Origin of the sequence: Flavobacterium sp., from assembly GCF_036405015.1 — a bacterium.
Classification (GTDB): Bacteria; Bacteroidota; Bacteroidia; order Flavobacteriales; family Flavobacteriaceae; genus Flavobacterium.
Genome location: NZ_DASWYK010000147.1, coordinates 15,313 through 36,758 on the forward strand (window position 1 = coordinate 15,313; position 21,446 = coordinate 36,758).

The window sequence follows — 21,446 nt, forward strand, 5'->3', positions numbered from 1 at the left end:
TGTTCTAACTATCTACTGAATGGTTTGTTTTGAATAATGTTTTGTGTAAATGCTGTTTGATTGGTTTTATTTTATTAACTTTAAGTATAAGCTAGGTTTTATTGAATAATATTAACAAAAACCAAAACATTAAGTTTATGGTTTTATAATACTGGCTTAACTTTAAAGGCGATAAATTTGACTTCTAAAAACTCTATTATTTAACAGTATGAAAAAACTTTACTTTTCGCGCCAGCTTTTGGCTTTGATATGTTTGTTGGTCTGCTTTTCTGGAAATTTGTTTGCCCAGACTATGCCAGACCCTCAAAAGAACTTACCGTACCAACAAAATTTTGAAGGATGGGATGCGACTGATGCCCAGTTTCCTGCAGGATTTCAAGGATGGACTCTTGGTAGTAATGTTTCCGGAGCAACTCAGTACCTAACTTCTCCAACTTTTACAGATTCTAATACTATAATTACGGGTAGAGGAGCAAATAATACAGGAGGTGGTTTCTATAACTATGTTGGTAAATTAGGATTTTTAAATACGGGAAATGTTAATCTTACCATTGGTTTTGCTTTTTCAAGCGAAGGAACTACCAATGTACAGGTTCAGTACGATATTATGACGATAAGAAATTTCGTTGATGCTACAAACACGAGAATCAATGAAGTGATCTTGCAATATAGAGTAGGTACTACAGGAGAATTTACTTCACTTTTAGGAACTGCTTACAGAAATAATGATGTTAATCAGACAACTAATGTTACTCTGCCGCTTAATTCTCAACTAAGAAAAATTACATTGCCTGCAGAATGTGACAATCAGCCAATAGTGCAGTTACGTTGGGCTTCTAGACAAGTTTCTGGTGGTGGAGGACGTCCATCTTTTGCAATTGATAATATTGATATTAGAAAAGATACTTTTGCTCCAATAAATGTTTCAGGTTATCCAAAAACAGATAATGTTCTAGCTGATAGTTTCGATTTTACTAGTAAAATTGATGAGATTGGAAAAACATATTACGTATTGGTAGCAGGCGGAAGTGCAGAGCCAACAGTTGCACAAATAAAAGCAGGACAAAATGCAAGCGGAACTGCTGCGTTACAATCAGGAGTTTTTGATGTTACAAATTCGTCTCTTGAATATTTAAAAAGCTTTACAAGTTTATCTTTAAATACGGCTTATTCTGTTTTCTCAATTTCGGAGGATCCATATAATAATGTACAAGCTACAGTAAATAAAATTGATGTTAAAACGATAAGTGTTACTCCTCCTGCTATTTCTACAACAGTTGATGTGTTAAATTTAGGCGGAACTGAACCAAATTTTGATGCTTTAATTAAAAGTTACCAAGTAGGAGCTACAGATCTTACTGCAAATGTTGTGGTAACGGCTCAGTCAGATTTTTTACTTTCAAAAGACAATGCTACATTCGCATCATCTCTAACATTTGCTCCTGCTGATTTTGCTTCTAATGCAACGCCAACAGTTTATGTAAAGTTTACTCCAAATGCAATTGGTAGTTTTACGGGTAAAATTATTCACGAAACAACTGGTGGCCCAACAAAAACAGTTGATGTAACAGCTTTTGGATCAAATCCTTTTGTACAAAGTTTTGACGATGCAAATGTTTTAACAAATAGCGGTTGGTCGCAATATAATGAGGCGGGACCACTAAACAAATGGTCTCACACAACTGTGGCTAGAAACGTAAATTCTGGAACAGGAGCTGTTCTTGTGAATGGTTTTTCTGATTCTGGAGCGAGTAAAGATTGGTTGATTTCTCCAAAATTACGTTTGGATAGTTTTACTGATCTTCCATTATTATCTTTTTATTCTCGTCAATTTTATGATGGACCATCTTTAAAATTAATGGTTTCTACTGACTATGACGGAACAAGTAACCCAAGTACAGCTACATGGACAGTAATAGATGGTAAATTTCCAAATACAACAGGATCTTACGCTCAATCACAATATATTAATCTTTCTGCTTACAAAACAAATCATACTTATTTGGCATGGGTTTATGAAACAACAGCAGGAGGAAGTGGGAACGCTGCAGAATGGTCTTTTGATGATTTTGCTGTTGTCAATGAAACGAAATATTTAGATTCAAATCCAATTTTAGATTTCGGAGATGTAAATCCAAATTCGGTTTCTGCAAGTCAGTCTTTTGTTTTTAAAGCAGCGGGCTATAATGATATTACACTTCAAGCTCCAGCTTCGTATCAATTATCAGCAGATAATATCTCATTTACTTCTAGTATAGTTGTTTCTTCTGCAGATGCAGCAGCCGGAAAAACGGTTTATGCAAGATTCGCACCTACAACAAAAGAACCAACAATTTCTGGTGTCTTAACAGTTACAGGTACTTCATTAAATAAAGAAATAGGTTCGTTTACGGCTTCTTCATGGCCAAAAGCAGATACTTTTGATGTAGTAACATACAACGTATCATTTTTTGGATCAACAAATAATACATACGGTCCAACCAACAATGCGTTGCAAATTGAAAATGTGGCAAAAGTCATGAACAAATTGAATGCAGACGTTTACGCTCTTCAAGAAGTATCAAGTGATACATCAATAGATGATTTGATTAAACAGATCAATATCAATGGAAAAACTTTCGCTAGAGCTACTTCTACTTCTTGGTCTTATTCATGGCAAGATCCTCCAAGTGATCCAAATTATCCAGCTCAGAAATTAGTAGTACTTTACAATACACAAACAACTACCGTAAAAAGCACAAAAGTGATGTTTAAGGAAGTGTATGATCAAGTTCGTAATGATGTAGTGGTTCTTCCAAATTATCCAGGAGAAGGTGCTACAGAGAGAAATGACGATAGTTTTTTCGCTTCAGGACGTTTGCCTTATTTGGTTGAGTTGGAAACGAACATTGGAGGTATTAAAAAAGAAATTAGTTTAATTGATTTTCACGCACGTGCCAATAGCGGTACTGATGTAATGAAATACAATCAACGTAAATACGATGTTGATTACCTAAAACAAGATTTAGATGCCAATTATGCAGATAAAAATATCATTCTTTTAGGAGATTTAAATGATGATGTAAAAGCATGGGTTGGAAACGCAAGTACTCCATCATCTTATCAGAGTTTTGTAGAAGATACGGCTGGATTTAATCCTTTAACTTTAGAAATTAGCAAAGCAGGAGCTGTTAGTTATTTAAATTATACTCCGCCAAGTTTCTTAGATCATATTATTATTTCGAATGAATTAACAGATCAATATATCGCTAAGTCAATTGCAGTTTATGATCCTAGAAATGATATTTCAAATTATATCAGTACAACTTCAGATCACGGACCAGTTATTGCCCGTTTCCAATTAAAAGAAGATGTACTTTCTACGCCAGATTTTGGAAAAAACAAATACTATGTAAAAGCTTATCCAAACCCAGCGACAGATGTTGTAAACTTTGATATTAAAACAACACAAGGAAGAGATCTAAAAATTAGATTGTATGATTTTAACGGACGTACAATTGGAAGCCCAATAAGCGTTAAGAATGAGTCTGAAATTAGTACAGCAGTTGTTTCTGTTAACAACCTTGTTTCAGGTGTTTATTTCTATACTGTTACCGAAAATAATAAGGTGATTTTTAAAGATAAGATTATCAAGAAATAATCTAGATTTTAACATAAAAGAAAAGGCAGTCTTAAATTGACTGCCTTTTTTTATTCTACTATTTTTTTGATGTTCTTCCAATCAATATCATTTTGATCTGTGAAAGGGAAGAAGTAATCTAACTGCCATTTTTGAGTTTTTTGAGCCTGTTTACTCGTAGTTTCATCCCAAGGCGGATAAACTCTAGTTGCGCGAATTCCTTCTTTGTTTGGTGTCGAAAAAATCCCTTTTGCTAGCAATACTTTCTTTGGAAATATAAATTGTCCCCAATTAAAGTCTTTTCGAACGCTTACTATCACAAAATCAATAGAGTCAGAATAATCGAAAGGTTCAATAATTCCGTTTTTATTTCGTTTCCATAAAGTTACAAACTGCCCTGTTTTGGTTGGAGTTATTTTGGCTTCCCGATAACAGATTTTTTTATCGTTTAATTCAAAACGATAAGCACTGTATTCCTCGCTTTCGTTTTCTTTTTGAAGAAATCTGATTTCTAAACCTGATTTTTCAAAAACAATTTCTTTTGCCAATTTTAAATCAGTTGAAAGAGAATCGATTGAAGAAGCTGTAAAATCCATAAACAAGAATTAATTTTTTTTGAAAATTACGCTAAACTAAATTTAGAACGAAACATTCAAACCAAAATTTAATCCCCATTGAAACTGGTTGAAAGACTGAGTGCTTAACGGATTGATATAGTAATTCATTGCAGGTTCTACAAATACATTGGTTTTTTTATAAACGCGATATTGTAATGTACTGCTCAACGTTGAACCATAAACATAATCATTTGCACTAGTATTTTGTCCAATAGAATGTCCATCTAAGGCGACATTGTTCGAAATCAATTTCCCAACAAATCCTCCTGTATTTAAATTAATGCTTGCCTTATTTTTATTAAAAACAGAGTAAGACACTTCTAGAGGCAATTCAATATATCTTAGATTCTGATCCAGTTTTCCTGTTTGAACATTGGTTGCATCTTTTAAAGCTTCTTTTGTAGTGCTGGATACCAAAAGGTAATCTGGATTATTACTCACAGGAGCAGCATTAGCATTGGCAGTAAGATAAGCGCCGGGAATAAAAAGTGTATTACTTTTGGCACTTACATACGATACATTTGCAACACTTTGTCCCAATTCATTAATTTTTAAACCAGAACCTACAGCCCATTTTTTATTGATGTTGTATTTAGTTCTAACTCCATAAGAGTTGGATTGTTTAGAATCGTTTGTGTTACCAAGAGTCTTTTCGTTTTTGGTATTTTCAGAACTAGCAACTCCAGCAAAAACGGCAACTGCCCATTTCTCTTTTTTGTCAATGAGTTTGTCTTTTTTCTCTTTTTCTTCTTTTTTAGAGTCAGGATTTAAAATTCCTTTTTCTAGATTTTGAAGTTCTGCAAGTTGTACAGAATCGATTTTGCTTAAAGCATTTTCTTTAAACTTGGCATTATTATCTTTTGTGTTGTTTTTGTATGCTAGTTCTGCAGATGTATTTTCGTTTGGCGTTTTTTCTGAATTTTGTTTAAAAACTGAATTGTTTTCTGTAGCACTTTGTTTTGAAAAAGCCAGATTATTATTGTTCTTAGAAGGCGCTAAACTTTCAAAAATCGAATTAGAAAGCTGTTGTTTAGCTGTAGAATTAAACTTGTTTTCTTTTCCAAAAACAATTCTTTCTTCAGAAATACTTTTATTATTATTTTGTTTATTGTTCTCTAAAATAGATTTTCTAGAAGATGTAGCTTTGGCTTTATCCTCAGATGTATTGTAATTCTGAACAGCAAGAGACTGATTTGGAACATTTGCGTTTTTCTGTAATTGCATATTAGATTCAGAACCCTTTTTATTGGCTTTGTTTTTAGAATCGTTATTTGCAACTGCTGTTTCTTGTTCTTGAATTCCTTTAGAATTTAAATTATTGAATTGTTTTTCTGATGCAGCATTGTTTTTTAAAAAATCTTTTACTTCGTTATCGTTTTTATCCTGATCAGTAGTGTTGTTTTTTGGCGTATTATTTCCTTTTTCGTCAATAACTACGTGGTTATTGTTAAATCCGTTAGTGTCAAAATTTTTATTTTCTGGAGAACTAAAATGCAAAATTGAAGGCAGAAGCAATCCTAATAATAAGCATGCAGCAGCCGACCACCAAAGAATAGCTCTCTTCTTCTTTTTAGGTTTATCTAATTTTTCCTCAATTTGTGCCCACAATTCAGGAGGCGGAACACTCGAAAAGTCTTCCATTGATGAAAAAATATCTTCTATTTTTTGCTTCTTCATGCTATCTTAAAATTTTTTATGCTCAAAATTCGCTTTTGTAATATATGTTTGGCGCGATTTAAATTTGATTTGGATGTTCCTTCAGAGATTTTTAGTAATTCGGCTATTTCTTTGTGTTTCATTTTCTCAAAAACATACAGGTTAAAAACGGTCCGATATTGATCTGGTAAATCCCGAATGTATTCTAGAAGCTTTTCCTGTTCCATCGGAATTGCTTCTAATTCCTCTTCTTCTACAAAATCTGTATCGGGATCAAAAACATCGAGAAAGAAACTCTCTTTTTTCTTTTTGTTTAAAGTTTCGATGAGTTTGTTTATGAAAATCCGTTTAAGCCATCCTTCAAAACTTCCTTCAAACTTATATTGGTTTATTTTTTGAAAAACAATTACAAAAGCTTCCTGAAAAACATCTTTCGCGTCATCTTCATTTTTCATGTATTTCAAGCAGATACCATACAAAACAGGAGAGAACAACTGATAAATTTTCAGTTGTCCCTCCCTGTCATTTTTCATGCACAGTTTGATGTATTTTTCTAACTCGTCTTTCAAGAAATGGTTCAAATTTGATTTTGCAAAAATAGTTTTAAATAGCTTACAAAACTATCTTTTAAAAATAGTTCGGGAACCATCTTGATTGTTACTTACAATCGTTAGGTTTTGATTATCAAGTTTTTCTATCACATAAGTTTTACCTTCAAAGGTAATTAGGTCATGTTCTGTGTGGTCAGAATAACCTATTCCTTTTTCTATCTCATATGCACTGTTTCTAATTTCTACATTGTTTTTATAAGTTATTACTCTTCCATTGTGAGTAAAAATAACTTTCTTGGTAAAACCAATAGTTTTCGGAGTTGCAAGGTACGGATTGTTCGTTCCTCCAACAGATTTTTCCCAAGTCCAGGTATTTATAATTGCGCTCGAATTTACTTTAGAAGCATCCGCTGAAATAAAACTGGCAAAAAGAAAAAAGGCAGTAAAAGATACAAAAAGGTGTTTCATAATAGAGTTATTTTAAGCTTGTGATTTTATTCTGAATAACTTTTTTGAAAGCTATAATCGCAGCACTTTGATCTGCAGTATCAGTATTGTCAATGTAAATTTTGGTTACTGATGCACCTTGACGCAATTCGAAATAAATTCCTCCTTGATCTGCAGAATCTGGAGCACCGTAAGTTTTAGTTTGTCCTTTTAAAGCTAAAATTTCAGAAGGAACATCTTTTAAAAGTAAACTGTAATCTCCTCTTTTGATAGTTGGAGTATATTTGTACTGACCAAATTCATATTGTCCTGACTCAACATTTAAGAATTCTAAAATGTTGTAATCATTAATTTGATAGAATTTTTGGCAATTTGAACTTACACATTCACTATAAAAACTTCCAATTACAATATTATCTGGGTTTTCTGTTGTTTTGTTAAATAAGAATCCTTTAGATGTTTTAGGAATTAAAACAAAATCAGACGGGTTAGTTGGAGTTTGCGTTACTGTTTCACCAGCAGCAGGACCTTTTTCATAATAATTAACAATAATCTCACAGTTGTTTTCTACGATAGAAGTGATTTTAACCGCATAACCACTTGTGTTTTTTGTGCCCGAAAAAATACCAACTAGATATTGTTTTGTAAAATCGATATTTGGATCACTTGGAACTGGACAGCTTCCTGCAGTTTTTGTAAACAATTTATCCATTTCTTCCTGAGATGTAACGACAGCAACAGAAGGAATAGGTGGTGGTGTTTTAATAGTATAATTGCATAAAAATGGAAATCCGGTAAAGTTTACAAGACTATTAACTCCGCAATTCATATTAGCATCATCTCCATTATTAAGAGAGCAGGCACTAAATCCAAAAGCTACAAATAAGCTCAGCATTAATTTTTTCATAATTTATTTTGATAGGTTTATATCTTGTAGATAGCGCTTTTTAAAAAAGGTTGCGTACATGATGCAATTTTTTTTATTTTTTTTCTTTCATATAAAATGTTGGTTTAGTTTGGATTGATTATGAATTCGTGAAATTTTGATTTTAAAAACTAAGTACTACGTATTATTGCGTACTTTTACTTAAAATAAACTTAGTTATGTTAGATTATTTACCGTTTTTATTGGGGTTTATCATTGCCTTATTTATTGGAATTTACTTAGGAAAATTGCTTTCTACTTCTAAAAATCAGTCAGAAAAAGCTATTTTAGAAGAAAAACTGAATGCATTAAGTTCTCAATTACATATGCAGAAAGAACAGTTTGAAAGTGAAAAAAATAATTTTCAGAAACAGTTGCAATTCAATAATGCGGAGAAAGAAAATATTCGAACAGAAAAAGACAGTTTAGCGATTCAACTTTCTAAAAAAGAAGTCGATTTTGAAAATTTATGGGAACGTCATAAAGAACAAAAAAGTGAAATCAACGAACTTCAGGAAAAATTCACCAAAGAATTTGAAAATCTAGCCAACAAAATCCTGGAAGAAAAATCGGCAAAGTTTACCGAACAAAATACGGTAAATATGAAAAGTATTCTTTTGCCTTTACAAGATAAAATTCAAATTTTCGAACAAAAGGTAGATCAAACTCATAAAGAAAGTATCGATTACCACGCCGCGCTTCGCCAACAGATTATTGGTTTAAGCGAAATGAATGCACAAATGAGTAAAGAAACTTTAAACCTGACCAAAGCATTAAAAGGCGACAGCAAAATGCAGGGAAATTGGGGTGAATTGGTTTTGGAACGTGTTCTAGAAAAATCGGGTTTAGAAAAAGGAAGAGAATACGAAGTACAGCAAAGCTTTACCAATGCCGAAGGAAATCGTGTGCTGCCAGATGTGGTAATTAATCTTCCAGATGGCAAAAAAATGATTGTCGATTCTAAAGTTTCGCTTGGCGCTTATGAAAAATGGGTAAATGAAGAATCGGAACTTTTGAAAATAGATTTTTTAAAAGAACATGTCAATTCTATCAGAAGGCACGTAGAAAGTCTTGGAAGTAAAAATTATCACGATTTGTATCAAATAGAAAGTCCAGATTTTGTTTTGTTGTTTATTCCGATGGAACCTGCTTTTGCCATAGCTTTAAATGAAGATCCGGCATTATATACCAAAGCTTTTGACCGCAATATAGTTATTGTTACACCAAGCACACTTTTGGCGACTTTAAGAACAATCGACAGCATGTGGACGAATCAGAAGCAACAGGAAAATGCTTTTGAAATTGCTAGACAAGCAGGAGCTTTATACGATAAATTTGAAGGTTTTGTATCTGATTTAGTGCGAATCGGAAATAAAATAAAAGACACCAAAACAGAATACGAAAGCGCCATGAATAAACTGGTTGAAGGAAAAGGAAATCTGATTACAAGCGTAGAAAGATTGAAAAAAATGGGCGCAAAAGCCAAAAAATCACTTCCTGAGAGTATTATTTCTAGAGCTTTAAATTCAGATGAAAATGAGTTATTGAATTAAAAATTAAAAATTAAAAATTAAAAATTTAACACATAGATACATAGGCTTTGTTAACTTAAAAAAGGCGTTTCACTTTCATAAATGCACATAGCTATGTGTTAGAAACTAGTTTCTTTTTTTATTACTCTTTTTAATGAAATTTAAAATCTATGTTTCTATGTGTTAAAAAAAAATACAACTAATCACAAAATACCAAAACAAAAACATGTCAACAGATTTTAAACCCGTTTCTTCATCAAAAGTGAGCATATCAGAATTAATGCTTCCATCGCATACTAATTTCAGTGGTAAAATTCACGGAGGATATATTTTACAATTACTGGATCAGATTGCATTTGCCTCGGCATCAAAATTCAGCGGCAATTATTGTGTGACAGCGTCAGTTGATACCGTAAACTTTTTGAAACCAATAGAAGTTGGAGAATTGGTAACCATGAAAGCTTCTGTAAATTACGTTGGAAGAAGTTCAATGGTAGTAGGAATTCGCGTAGAAGCAGAAAATATTCAAACTGGCGTAATCAAACATTGTAATTCGTCTTATTTTACAATGGTTGCCAAAGATAAAGAAGGCAAAAGCGTTCAAGTTCCGGGATTGATTTTATCTAATTTGCAGGAAGTTCGTCGTTTCAGAAAAGCAATTAAACATATTGAGGTTCGAAAAGAAGTAGAAGAGCACGAAAAATTGGCTAGAATTAATTCTATTGAAGATTTGGCAAGTTTAGAAAAATATAATGTTCTTTTAGAAATCAGTTAATTTTCTTATATTTATTTCAAACACATTAAATAGAGAAAAGATGATAAAGTTTGGATATACAATATTATACGTTGAAGATGTAGAGGCATCTATCACGTTCTATGAAAATGCATTTGGTTTTTCACGAAAATTTATAAGTCCCGACCATGATTATGGCGAATTAATTACAGGAGGGACAACACTTTCATTTGCATCAAAAGCACTGGCATCGCAAAATTTAAAAGAAGGTTTTCTAGAAAGCAGTTTAGGAGATAAACCTTTTGCGATAGAAATAGGTTTTATAGTAGATAATGTTCCAGAAGTTTTGCAGAAAGCCACTTCGCATGGAGCTATAATGGTTTTAGAACCGGTAGAAAAACCATGGGGACAAGTTGTAGCTTATGTTAGAGATTTGGATGGTTTTTTAATTGAAATCTGTACAGAAGTAGAAAATGTAGTTTAAATTTTGAAACTGATTTTCGCATTCAAAACATTCACAAATATTTAGCATAAGTGAGAGAACTATGCAAGCATAAATTTCGTAACTTTAATTGTAATCATTAGGGTTACGAAATTTTTTCACGGAGTATTGCCGTTCAATTTTTCAAGCTTAATCTGAATCTAAATTTTTACCTTCTTTTAAACAGGAAAATGGAATGACATAATTGTTTAAATGCAGACGATTATGAAAACAACTACCTTATTATTTTTACTTTTAACTGCTTTTTCTGTACTGGCACAAGACAAGTTTTTTACCAATACTGGTACAGTAAATTTTGAAGCTTCTGTGCCTCTTTTTGAAGAAATAAAAGCAGTAAACAGACAGGTTATAATTCTTTTAGAACCTAAAACAAGTACATTTATCTGTACTGTTATGATCAAAGATTTTCGTTTTAAATTAGATTTAATGCAAGAGCATTTTAACGAAAATTATTTAGAAAGCAATCGCTATCCAAAAGCGGTATTTAAAGGTAAGATTGAAAAATTCGATTTGAAAGATATTAATGAAATCGAAAAGAAATATGAAATCAAAGGGAAATTGAACATGAAAGGAAAGACGAAAGAGATTGTCGTTAATGCTTTAATTAAAAGAGTACAAGACGGAATCCAGATCATTTCAGATTTTCCAATTATGGTTTCAGATTTCAATATTAAAATTCCAAGTAAAATAGCGTCTAAAATTGCGCAAACTGCCAATACAGAATTGACAGGAATAGTACATAGCGATGAAACGATGTATGCAACTTTGAAATAAATTATAAAGCAAGTTTGCTATGTGAATTTAAACAAGTGAAATGCCTTTTTGTAGATTACAAAATCTATGTTTCTATGTGTTAGAAAATCTATTTTAAACAGTTGATCAACGTTTTTTCTAAATCTGTAAATTGAAATTCAAAACCTGTTTTCTGAATTTTTTCTGAAGAGGCACGCTGTCCTGTTAAAATAACTTCGCTCATTTCTCCCAATACTAATTTGAGGAAAAAAGGCGGAATTTTAGGAAGCCAGATGGCGTAATCAAACTGTTTGGCAAGTGTTTTAGAAAATCTGCCGTTTGTGGTATTATCGGTTATGCAGGCATTGTAAGGGCCTTCGAGTTCTTGGTCTTCAATACTTTTGAGATAGATTCGGCATAAATCGTCAATATGAATCCAAGGAAGGTATTGTTTTCCTAAGCCTAATATTGCACCAAATCCGGATTTAAAGGACGGAACTAATTTTTTTAGAAAACCTTCGTTTTTGCCTAAAACAATTCCGGTTCTTATTTTAACAGTTCTAATTCCTAAAGCGCCAATTTTATCAACGGCGCTTTCCCATTTTTGGCAGGTTGTGCCTAGGAAATCATCTGACGGAGTCATATCTTCTGTACAGATTTTATGGCTTGTAATGGCGCCATAAATTCCGATTCCTGAAGCCGAAACAAAAGCTTCCAGCTTTTTGTTGTGTTTTTCTAAAACAGAAAAAATCAAATCGATTGGTTTAACACGGCTTTCAACAATAGCCTTCTTTCTTTTTTTAGACCATCTTTTTTCTACTATTCCTTCACCAGCGAGATGAATGATATAATCGGCATTTAAAACGGCATTTTCATCAATAAAGTTTTTATTTAAATCCCATTTGTAATAAGTAATTACAGGTAGATTCTCTTTGGTAGCACGACTCAAAATCGATACAGAAAATCCAGCTTCTAGAAGCACATCTGTTAAATGTTTTCCAATGAAACCGCTTCCGCCTGTAATGAGAACATTTTGAGTCATAATAGTTTATAATATATTTAACAGTCTAACTTGTTTAAGGATTAGTAAAGGTACTTAAACAATGTTTACCTTTATGGCAAATTCTAAATTTTAATAAAATGGCGACTAAAAAAAAGGAAATTACCAAAGATGATATCGTTTCAAAATACATGGATGAGGTTTTAGAAAAAGGTCAAAAGCCAAAATCAGTTTATCATTTTGCTAAAGAAAATGATTTTACAGAAGCTGAGTTTTACTCCTTTTTTGGAACATTAGAAGGTTTAGAAAAAGAAATTTTTAGACTGTTTTTTGAAAACACGGTCAATTTGCTTCATAAAAACGAAGAATATCAGCAGTATGATATGAAAAATAAAATGCTGAGTTTCTATTTTACTTTCTTCGAAATTTTGACCGCAAACAGAAGTTATGTTTTACAAACGCTTAAAATCGACAGAAACCCGCTTAAAAATTTAGTACAGCTGACAACGCTTCGCGAAAGCTTCAAGAATTACGTTTCAGAAATCCTAACTGATGATTATAGATTGGAGCAGGAAAAATTCCAGAAATTTCAGGAAAAAGCCATTCAAGAATCATCTTGGTTGCAGTTAATGATGACCATTAAATTCTGGATGGAAGACGAATCGGCAGCTTTTGAAAAAACAGATATTTTTATCGAAAAATCGGTTAATGCTTCATTTGAATTGATGAATGTAGCGCCAATGAATCATTTAATAGATTTTGGAAAATTTCTATTTAAGGAAAAAATACACAGCAGATAATGAAAACAATCGATTATATTCCGACCTCGAAGATTGAGAGAGCGGGAAAATTAGTTCAAACTGGTGCTAAAATCGGAGTAAACTATATCAAGCATTATGCTGAAAAAGTAGTAAATCCAGATTTGACTCGAGATAAACTAAACGAAAACAACGCCGAAGATATTTACGACGGACTAAAAAGCTTAAAAGGAAGTGCGCTTAAAGTTGCTCAAATGTTGAGCATGGACAAGAATTTTCTACCGCAGGCGTATGTAGAGAAGTTTTCGTTGTCGCAGTTTTCAGTTCCACCTCTTTCTGCGCCTTTGGTTTTAAAAACCTTCAAAAATAACTTTGGTAAAACACCTTATGAAATTTTTGATGAATTCAATCCGAATTCTGTAAACGCAGCAAGTATTGGTCAAGTACATTTGGCCAAGAAAAATGACAAAAAACTAGCCGTTAAAATTCAGTATCCTGGAGTTGCGAATAGTATTTCTTCAGATTTGGCTTTGGTAAAACCAATTGCAATTAGGATGTTCAATCTGCAAGGAAAAGATTCTGATAAATATTTTAAAGAAGTTGAAGATAAACTTATCGAAGAAACTAACTATTTACTAGAATTGAAACAAAGTCAGGAAGTAGTTGATGCTTGTAACAAAATAGAAAATATCACGTTTCCGAATTATTATCCAGAGTTTTCATCAGAGAAAATCATTACGATGGATTGGATGACGGGAATTCATCTTTCGGAATTTACGGCTAAAAATACAGATCAAGAAGTAGGAGACAAAATAGGTCAGGCGCTTTGGGATTTCTACATGTATCAAATTCATGTTTTAAGAAAAGTACATGCGGATCCGCATCCTGGAAATTTCCTTGTTGATGATCAAAACCAATTAATTGCTTTGGATTTTGGTTGTATGAAACAAATTCCAGAAGATTTCTATACGCCGTATTTTGAGTTAATCAATAAAAATGTGATTACAAACGAGGAGCTTTTCAATAAAAAGTTGTTCGAATTAGAAATCCTTCGTGAAGATGATACGCCAGCAGAAGTAGAGTATTTTACGGCTATGTTTCATGATTTATTATCACTTTTTACAAAACCTTTTCAAAACGAAACTTTCGATTTTGCAGATGAAGAATTCTTCAATGCAATCGCCGAATTAGGAAAACGCTTTTCTGAAGATACGAATCTGAAAAAAATGAACGGAAACCGTGGTTCGAAACACTTCATCTACATGAACCGCACTTTCTTCGGATTGTATAATTTAATGTTCGATTTGAAAGCGAAGATTGTGGTGGATAATTATTTGAAATACTAGACTTCGTAAATTCCAAAATCCAAATTTAGAAAGAACAGCCTTTGTCAAAGTTTTGAACTTTGACAAAGGTTTTTTCGTCTAGTTTGTCATCCTGAGGAACGAAGGATCACATTAGTAATTCCCCATAGAAAGAATATATTGTGTACCCAAGGTTGAAACCTTGGGCTATGTTTTAACATTAGGTCAAAATCTTTGCGGAGCTTCTTGTGTGATCCTTCGTTCCTCAGAATGACAAGTTTATGTAAGTATAATTTTATTTCAAAATCCCAGCCTTGTACGTTGCAATCGCGCGATCTCTTGCAAAGGCGTGATCAACCATTGGTTCATTATAACCAAGATCAAATTCTGGAATCCATTTGCGAATGTATGCTCCTTTTTCGTCAAATTTCTTTTGTTGAATTTCAGGATTAAAAACTCTGAAATAAGGCGCAGCATCGCAACCTGTTCCAGCAGCCCATTGCCAGTTGCCTACATTTGAAGCCAATTCAAAATCCAAAAGTTTTCCGGCAAAATAAGCTTCGCCCCATTGCCAGTTGATTAAGAGATGTTTGCATAAAAAACTAGCGACAACCATACGAACACGATTGTGCATATAACCCGTTTCATTGAGCTGACGCATTCCTGCATCGACCATTGGATATCCTGTAGTTCCGGAACACCAGCGTTTGAAATCGTCTTCATTATTTCGCCATTGAATTCCGTCGTAAGCCGATTTAAAATTATGATTCACACAATTTGGGAAGCTGAATAGAATTTGGATAAAGAATTCCCTCCAAATCAGTTCGCTTAAAAAAGTCTGATTTTTTCGGTTTGCCCAATTCACTAATTTTCGAATACTTACTGTTCCAAAACGCAAATGTGGTGAAAGATATGAAGTGCTGTCTAAGGCCGGAAAATCTCTCGTTTCTTTATAATTCGTAATTTGTGTTAAGTTGTGAGGTTGCACTTTTATAGCACTTTTTTCAAAACCAATTTTAGACAATTCTGGGAATTTGAATTTACTTTTGAAGAAATTAGATTGAAATGAAGTCGAATCATATTCTGGAGCTGTTCCTAGAAAATTATATTTTTCGAGCCATTTATTTTTATAAGGGGTGTAAACGGTATAAGGAAGTCCGTCTGCTTTTGTGATTTCTTTTTCTTCGAAGATAACATGGTCTTTGAAAGAAAAAGATTCAACATTATTTTCTTTTAATAGATTGCCAATTGCTATATCACGTTTAATAGCAAACGGCTCGTAATCTTTATTGAAAAACACATTCTGAATATCGAATTCCTCCAAAAGGGATTTCCAAACTTCTTTTGTTTTTCCTTTTTTGATTAAAATTGAAGATTCAAATGTATTTAATTCGGCATTTATTTTTTGAAGTGAATCGTAAATAAAACTTACTCTAGCATCATTTTTAGGAAGATTATCCAGAATGTCTTCATCAAAAATAAATAAAGGAATTACAGGAAAATCAGATTGTAAAGCATGAAATAATCCAGTGTTGTCTTCTAAACGCAAATCACGTCTAAACCAGAAAAAGGAAACTTTTTGTTTTGTCATTGTTTTTATTTTCGCTCGATGATTTTAAAGTTTTTGCTTTGAAAATTGTTCGCAAAGAGGCAAAGTCGCCAAGTTTTTAAAGAAAAGAAAATACTTAGCGACTGGTGTCTTTGCGAGATTATTTTTTAAACTTATTTAGGTTTAAATGCTTTTTTGCTCGCCATTAATTTGTATGATCTTTGGCTGTGATTTTGAGTTAAATAATTCTTCAATTTTATGATAGCGGAAATCGAAAATGCTTTTTAGTTTGTTTCTTACCACTAATCGATTCATTAAACGTCCTAGAATTCCAAAAGGTAAGGCGTAATGAACAATATCAGTCATTTTAGTTCCTCCATCTGATGTTCGTTCAAAAAAATGTTTATGATGCCATAATTTATAAGGACCAAAACGCTGAATATCGATAAAGTACTCATTTTCTTTACAAGCTGTAATTTCAGTAACCCAGGAAATCTTTATTCCTAAAAGCGGTCTCAAAGTATAGGTTATAATTTGTCCTTGATACATTCGTTTGTCATCGAAATCTTTAATCTCGAAATTCATATTATCGAGTGTAATGGTCTGCAGGTTTTTTGGACTTGAGAAAAAATCCCAGCATTCTTCTACACTGGCATTTACATATTGAACGGTTGCTATTTTGTATAATTTCATTTTTTTTAAATTCAATTGTTACAAATGGCTTTTGAAGGCTACATTTTATAATACTTAAAGGGTACAAACAACATTCCGAAACATTCTCCTTTTTCTTTGTTGAGGTGTTTGTGGTGTATTTTATGCGCTTTTCTGAGTCCGATGAGATATTTGTTTTTAGTGTTTTTAAACCATTTAAAACGCTGATGAATTAAAACATCGTGAATTAAAAAATAGCAAACACCGTACAGTGTAATTCCGCAGGCTATGAAAAACAAATAATTGAATCCGCCTTGAACGCCAAAGTAGAATAAGATAATACTTGGAGTAGCAAAAATGACAAAGAAAATATCGTTACGCTCAAAGGTGTTTTCATATTTCGGCTGATGATGATCGGCATGAAAATACCACATGAAACCATGCATTACATATTTGTGCGTAAGCCAAGTAACACATTCCATGAATAAAAAAACGCCTAAAAAGATTAAAAAAGAAATCATTTTATAAATGTTGTAATTAAAATTATAGTTTTAAATCTGTTGGGTTTAGCTTTAGATTATAAAAGATTAACTCAAATGATTTTTTATTTTGGTGCTTAATTTTTTCAACACATAGAAACATAGATTTTATTTTACTAGGAAAGAATCTGGAAAGAAACTAGTTTCTAACACATAGTGCTATGTGTATGTATGTTAGTGAAACGCCTTTTTTTGATCTCTAATTTCTATGTTTCTATGTGTTTAAACTAAACCAATTTCAGCTTATAAGTCACAAAAGACTGAGCCAAAAGTCCCGCTTTGGTATAATTAGAAACTCGAATTCTTGCATTTCCAATTTCGTGCGATGGCGTATTTTTTAGTTTTTTAAGCAGTTTTTTATAATAAACATAAGCCGTATAAACTCCAAATTTGGCTTCTATAGGCAATTTTACAATTCCTTGATAAGCGATTCTGAAATCTTCTTCAATTTCTTTGATGATTTGCTCTTTAGAATCTTCATTGAAATTTTCCAGATTGACTCCCGGAAAATAAGTTCGGTTTAGAATTGTATTATCGTCTTTTAGATCTCTTAAAAAGTTTACTTTCTGAAAAGCCGAACCTAAACGCATGGCTTCTTCTTTTAATTGTTCGTATTTGTGTTCTTTTCCAGAAACAAACACTTTTAAGCACATTAAACCCACAACGTCGGCAGAACCGTAAATGTAATCGGCATATTCGGTTTGGTTGTTGTAAGTTGTTTTTATAAGATCCAATTTCATGCTTTTTAAAAATGCCTGAACCAGATCGTCTGTAATATTATATTCTTTAACGGTATGTTGAAAAGAATTAAGAATAGGGTTTAAACTAATTCCCAATTCCATTGCTTTATAATATTCTTTTTCAAAATCTTCAATGAGGTATTCTTTTTCATAATCATGAAAAGAATCTACAATTTCATCTGCAAAGCGTACAAATCCGTAAATGCTGTAAATGGCGTCGCGTATGCTTGGTGACAACATTTTTACGGCAATCGAAAAAGAAGAGCTGTAGTTTTTGGTAACCAGCTTACTGCATTTGAAAGAAACGGCGTCGAATAATGATTTCATTTTTTTAAGATCTTAAAGATTTTTGAATTAATTCAGCTGCTAGTTTTCCTGAAATTAGAGCAGGCGGGACACCTGGTCCAGGAACAGTTAATTGTCCTGTAAAATATAAGTTACGAACTTTTTTGCTTTTTAATTTTGGTCGCAAAAATGCCGTTTGCAATAAAGTATTCGCCATTCCGTATGCATTTCCTTTGTAGGCATTATAATCTGCTACAAAATCATTTTTGCAGAATGATCTCTTAAAGATAATGTTATTTTTTATCTTTTGTTGTGTAAGTTGCTCAAAACGAGTGATTATCTTTTCAAAATATTCTTCTCGTAGTGTTTCGTTGTCTTCAATTCCTGGCGCAAGCGGAATTAAAAAGAAACCCGTTTCCATTCCTTCTGGCGCAGCTGTTAAATCTGTTTTAGATGGGAAATTGGCATAAAATAAAGGTTCTTCAGGCCATTTTGGATTATCGTAAATATCAATCGCATGCTGATTAAAATCAGTATCAAAAAATAAAGCATGGTGCGAGATGTTTTCAATCTTTTTGTTGAAACCAATAAAAAATAGGAGTGAAGAAGGCGCAAAAATTCGACTTTCCCAATATTGATCAGAATAAGCGCGATGTTCTTTTTCTAGTAAAGTTTCGGTATGCTGATAATCGGCTCCGCTTAAAATAATATCAGCTTTTATGATTGCTCCATTAATAACAATTCCGGTTGCGGTTTTGTTTTCAACAATTATTTTTTCAATTGTTGTATTAGTTTTGATGGTTACACCAAGTTCTAAAGCTAATTTTTCGATTCCTCGAATCACATCAAACATTCCGGTTTTCGGATGCCAAGTTCCAAGTCCGAAATCGGCATAATTCATAAAATTGTAAAAAGAAGGTGTTTTAGTTGGTTTTGCTCCGAGAAACAAAACAGGAAATTCTAAAATCTGAATCAGTTTTTTATTGTTGAATTTTTTACGAATATCAGCACTCACATTTCCTAAAAACTGATTGAGTTTTAAAGCGGTTTCTTTCGTGATTAATTCAAGAGGAGAAATTCCAGGACGATAAACCAACTCTTTTATGGCGATATCATAATTACTTTTGGCCTGATTGATAAAGGTTTCCAGTTTTTGAGCACTTCCTTTTTCAATTTCTTCAAAGGCAGATTTGATATCTTCCAGATTATCATTAATGCTTATAAAATCGTTAATCCCGAAATAAACACGATAAGCAGGATTTAGTTTTACAAGTTCGTAGTAATCGGATGGTTTTTTATTGAAATCTTGAAAAAAACGTTCAAAAACATCTGGCATCCAGTACCAGCTTGGTCCCATGTCGAAAGTAAAACCATCTTCTTTAAATTGTCTGGCGCGACCTCCAATAGTTGAATTTTTTTCATAAATAGTCACATCGTTTCCTTGTTGAGCAAGATAACATGCGGCGGCCAGGGAGGAAAAGCCAGATCCGATTATTTTGATTGTTTTTCTCATTTGTTTAACAAATATAGAAAAACTTTAAACAAAATAAAATTAGATCATGTTAATAGTTTCTTCCATTGAGTCAAAAATGCGAATTCTGTCGTTTAAAGCCTTTTGATCAATATGTTCGACCATTTTTCCCATAAGCCAGATTTCGTTGTTTTTTTGCAGCAATTTCTGTCCCATCGATTTTACATATTGATTGATTACGCTTCGATCTGGTTGAACAGTCATAAAAGAGATGAAGGTAATGTTCTCAAAATGACGTGTTAAATCCTGAAGGTTTTCAATTGGCATGCTTTCGCCTAAATAAATTGTTTTGTAGCCTTTGTCTAGAATTTCGTATTGTAAGTATAATAAACCAATTTGATGAATTTCATTCAGCGGAAGCGATAAAACAAAAATTCTGTCAGTTTTGGTTGGTTTTCTTATTTGTAAACTCTCCGTATATATTAAGATTTTCTGTTTAATCAAATGACTCATAAAATGTTCATTTGCAGGAGTTATCGTTTCAGATTGCCATAACAAGCCAAGTTCTTTAAGAAGGGGTAAAAAGTGTTCTTTAAAAACTTCCTTAAAAGTCTTTTCAGAAATAAGCCAATCGAAAGTGTTGAAAAACAATTCCTGATCAAAATTCATCATCGCCATTTTGAATGAAGTAATGGCGTAGTTTTGAGAATTTTTCTTGGAGATTATTTCGCGTACCAACTGCGGAATTTTTTCTTCGGGATACGTTGCTATTTTAGAAATCTTATAACCATATTCGTGTAATAACGTGATGTTTAAAAGTTTCTGAAGATTGTGTAGATTGTAAAATCTTATGTTGGTATCGGTTCGCATTGGTTCAAGGATATTGTATCTCTTTTCCCAGATGCGTATCGTATGCGCTTTAATTCCAGATAAGTTCTCAAGATCTTTTATGCTGAAAACAGTTTTTATATTGTTTATCATTTTTCGCGATTAGGTCAACAAATGTAAAACAAAATCTAATATGCAACCTTAAAAGCACATTAAAAAGATAGAAGATTAGCGGTTTATGTATTTAAAATATATTTTTTACCTAAAATCAGGTATTTTTTTCTTAAGAAAATTATTACTTTGGCAATAAAGGAAAAACAGTCTTCAAATTAAAATAAGAAGACTGTTTTTTGTTTTAAGTTTGATTATTTACAGTAATTCGCCTTGTTTTTTATGGCGCTTTGACTTCCTAATTCAATTGCTTTAGTAAAATCTTTGCAGGCATTTCTTTTGTCGCCATTTTCATTATAAGCTAAACCTCTTAAATTATAAGCGATATAATCCTTCGGATTTAAACCTAATGAAGAAGTGCAGTCATCGATGGCGCTTTTGTAATTTTTTAATTTGTAATACACATTGGCTCTGCCAGTAAAAGCATCTGCATTCATGTTGTCCAATTCTATGGTTTTGCTGAAATCTGCTTCGGCACCTTTTAAATCGTTTAATTTGTATTTTGCCACACCACGATTTTGGTACGCTTCGACAAATTTAGAATTCATGCTAATAGCTTTTGTGTAATCGGCAATTGCGCCTTTGGTATTTCCAGCTTCAGCTTTTTTCATGGCTTTGTCAAAATAGCCAGTTGCAGATTGTGCCCAGATAGAGCAGGTCATCATCATAAATGATGCTAATAGTAGGTTTTTCATAAAACTAATTTGGGATTAGTGATTCGTTATTTTCTGAAAACGAATTTAAGAAAGTTTTTATTTTGTAAGAGAATTTCTTTTTTAAATAATGGTTTAGATAATGAGATAAAATCAGTTTCGGTTAGATTATTTATTTACATT

Annotated in this window: 20 protein-coding genes; 7 read left to right on the forward strand and 13 right to left on the reverse strand. The window is 32.5% G+C overall.

The features are described from left to right. Window positions 1–208 precede the first annotated feature (208 nt). Window positions 209–3,640 (forward strand): T9SS type A sorting domain-containing protein, encoded by a 3,432-nt coding sequence (locus VGE71_RS11370; protein WP_331138434.1) that lies wholly within the window; start codon window positions 209–211, stop codon window positions 3,638–3,640. Window positions 3,641–3,690: 50 nt separating this feature from the next. Here the strand turns inward: VGE71_RS11370 and VGE71_RS11375 are convergent, their stop codons facing one another. Genes VGE71_RS11375 through VGE71_RS11395 form a run of 5 tightly spaced genes read right to left on the reverse strand, consistent with a single transcriptional unit; the run spans window position 3,691 to window position 7,797 of the window. Next, window positions 3,691–4,215: a MepB family protein gene (locus VGE71_RS11375; protein ID WP_331138435.1), complete on the reverse strand. Its 525-nt coding sequence runs from the start codon at window positions 4,213–4,215 to the stop codon at window positions 3,691–3,693. Window positions 4,216–4,257: 42 nt separating this feature from the next. Next, the gene (locus VGE71_RS11380; RefSeq protein ID WP_331138436.1) at window positions 4,258–5,913 is read right to left on the reverse strand and encodes a hypothetical protein; all 1,656 of its coding nucleotides are present in this window, start codon (window positions 5,911–5,913) and stop codon (window positions 4,258–4,260) included. Next, window positions 5,910–6,461, reverse strand: a complete 552-nt coding sequence (locus tag VGE71_RS11385) for a sigma-70 family RNA polymerase sigma factor (protein WP_331138437.1) — start codon at window positions 6,459–6,461, stop codon at window positions 5,910–5,912. Before VGE71_RS11385 ends, VGE71_RS11380 begins: the two co-directional genes overlap by 4 nt. 51 nt (window positions 6,462–6,512) lie before the next feature. Beyond that, window positions 6,513–6,911, reverse strand: coding sequence for a hypothetical protein (locus VGE71_RS11390; RefSeq protein WP_331138438.1), 399 nt, complete (start codon window positions 6,909–6,911; stop codon window positions 6,513–6,515). 7 nt (window positions 6,912–6,918) lie between these two features. Continuing rightward, window positions 6,919–7,797, reverse strand: a complete 879-nt coding sequence (locus VGE71_RS11395; protein WP_331138439.1) for a protease complex subunit PrcB family protein — start codon at window positions 7,795–7,797, stop codon at window positions 6,919–6,921. A gap of 197 nt (window positions 7,798–7,994) precedes the next feature. Here VGE71_RS11395 and rmuC point away from each other — a divergent pair, with 197 nt between their 5' ends. The 4 genes from rmuC to VGE71_RS11415 all read left to right on the forward strand — a co-directional run bounded on the left by rmuC (window position 7,995) and on the right by VGE71_RS11415 (window position 11,356). Further along, window positions 7,995–9,368, forward strand: coding sequence for a DNA recombination protein RmuC (gene rmuC, locus VGE71_RS11400; RefSeq protein WP_331138440.1), 1,374 nt, complete (start codon window positions 7,995–7,997; stop codon window positions 9,366–9,368). Between the two features lie 205 nt (window positions 9,369–9,573). Further along, entirely contained in the window at window positions 9,574–10,122 is a 549-nt protein-coding gene (locus VGE71_RS11405; RefSeq protein ID WP_223711383.1) for an acyl-CoA thioesterase, read from the forward strand. A 40-nt stretch (window positions 10,123–10,162) separates the two neighbouring features. Next, window positions 10,163–10,564 carry a VOC family protein gene (locus VGE71_RS11410; RefSeq protein ID WP_331138441.1) on the forward strand — a complete coding sequence of 134 codons (402 nt, stop codon included), beginning with the start codon at window positions 10,163–10,165 and terminating at the stop codon, window positions 10,562–10,564. Window positions 10,565–10,786: 222 nt separating this feature from the next. Further along, on the forward strand, window positions 10,787–11,356 hold the full coding sequence (locus VGE71_RS11415) for a YceI family protein (protein ID WP_331138442.1): 570 nt from the start codon (window positions 10,787–10,789) through the stop codon (window positions 11,354–11,356). Window positions 11,357–11,444: 88 nt separating this feature from the next. Here the strand turns inward: VGE71_RS11415 and VGE71_RS11420 are convergent, their stop codons facing one another. Continuing rightward, window positions 11,445–12,356 (reverse strand): TIGR01777 family oxidoreductase, encoded by a 912-nt coding sequence (locus tag VGE71_RS11420; protein ID WP_331138443.1) that lies wholly within the window; start codon window positions 12,354–12,356, stop codon window positions 11,445–11,447. 98 nt (window positions 12,357–12,454) lie between these two features. On the opposite strand from VGE71_RS11420, the gene VGE71_RS11425 reads away from it, so the two are divergent. Both VGE71_RS11425 and VGE71_RS11430 read left to right on the forward strand, forming a co-directional pair. Continuing rightward, window positions 12,455–13,114 (forward strand): TetR family transcriptional regulator C-terminal domain-containing protein, encoded by a 660-nt coding sequence (locus VGE71_RS11425; RefSeq protein WP_144218144.1) that lies wholly within the window; start codon window positions 12,455–12,457, stop codon window positions 13,112–13,114. After that, window positions 13,114–14,418 (forward strand): ABC1 kinase family protein, encoded by a 1,305-nt coding sequence (locus VGE71_RS11430; protein ID WP_331138444.1) that lies wholly within the window; start codon window positions 13,114–13,116, stop codon window positions 14,416–14,418. Before VGE71_RS11425 ends, VGE71_RS11430 begins: the two co-directional genes overlap by 1 nt. A 253-nt stretch (window positions 14,419–14,671) precedes the next feature. Here the strand turns inward: VGE71_RS11430 and VGE71_RS11435 are convergent, their stop codons facing one another. The 7 genes from VGE71_RS11435 to VGE71_RS11465 all read right to left on the reverse strand — a co-directional run bounded on the left by VGE71_RS11435 (window position 14,672) and on the right by VGE71_RS11465 (window position 21,305). Beyond that, complete coding sequence (locus VGE71_RS11435) at window positions 14,672–15,967, reverse strand: deoxyribodipyrimidine photo-lyase (RefSeq protein WP_331138445.1); 1,296 nt, start codon at window positions 15,965–15,967, stop codon at window positions 14,672–14,674. Between the two features lie 141 nt (window positions 15,968–16,108). Beyond that, window positions 16,109–16,618, reverse strand: coding sequence for an SRPBCC family protein (locus VGE71_RS11440; protein ID WP_331138446.1), 510 nt, complete (start codon window positions 16,616–16,618; stop codon window positions 16,109–16,111). A 38-nt stretch (window positions 16,619–16,656) separates the two neighbouring features. Further along, window positions 16,657–17,097, reverse strand: a complete 441-nt coding sequence (locus VGE71_RS11445) for a sterol desaturase family protein (RefSeq protein WP_144218152.1) — start codon at window positions 17,095–17,097, stop codon at window positions 16,657–16,659. 245 nt (window positions 17,098–17,342) lie between these two features. Continuing rightward, complete coding sequence (locus VGE71_RS11450; RefSeq protein WP_331138447.1) at window positions 17,343–18,182, reverse strand: phytoene/squalene synthase family protein; 840 nt, start codon at window positions 18,180–18,182, stop codon at window positions 17,343–17,345. A 4-nt stretch (window positions 18,183–18,186) separates the two neighbouring features. Next, entirely contained in the window at window positions 18,187–19,653 is a 1,467-nt protein-coding gene (locus VGE71_RS11455) for a phytoene desaturase family protein (protein ID WP_331138448.1), read from the reverse strand. A gap of 39 nt (window positions 19,654–19,692) precedes the next feature. Beyond that, complete coding sequence (locus VGE71_RS11460; protein WP_331138449.1) at window positions 19,693–20,592, reverse strand: MerR family transcriptional regulator; 900 nt, start codon at window positions 20,590–20,592, stop codon at window positions 19,693–19,695. Between the two features lie 212 nt (window positions 20,593–20,804). Then, window positions 20,805–21,305, reverse strand: a complete 501-nt coding sequence (locus tag VGE71_RS11465; RefSeq protein WP_331138450.1) for a tetratricopeptide repeat protein — start codon at window positions 21,303–21,305, stop codon at window positions 20,805–20,807. Window positions 21,306–21,446: the final 141 nt, after the last annotated feature.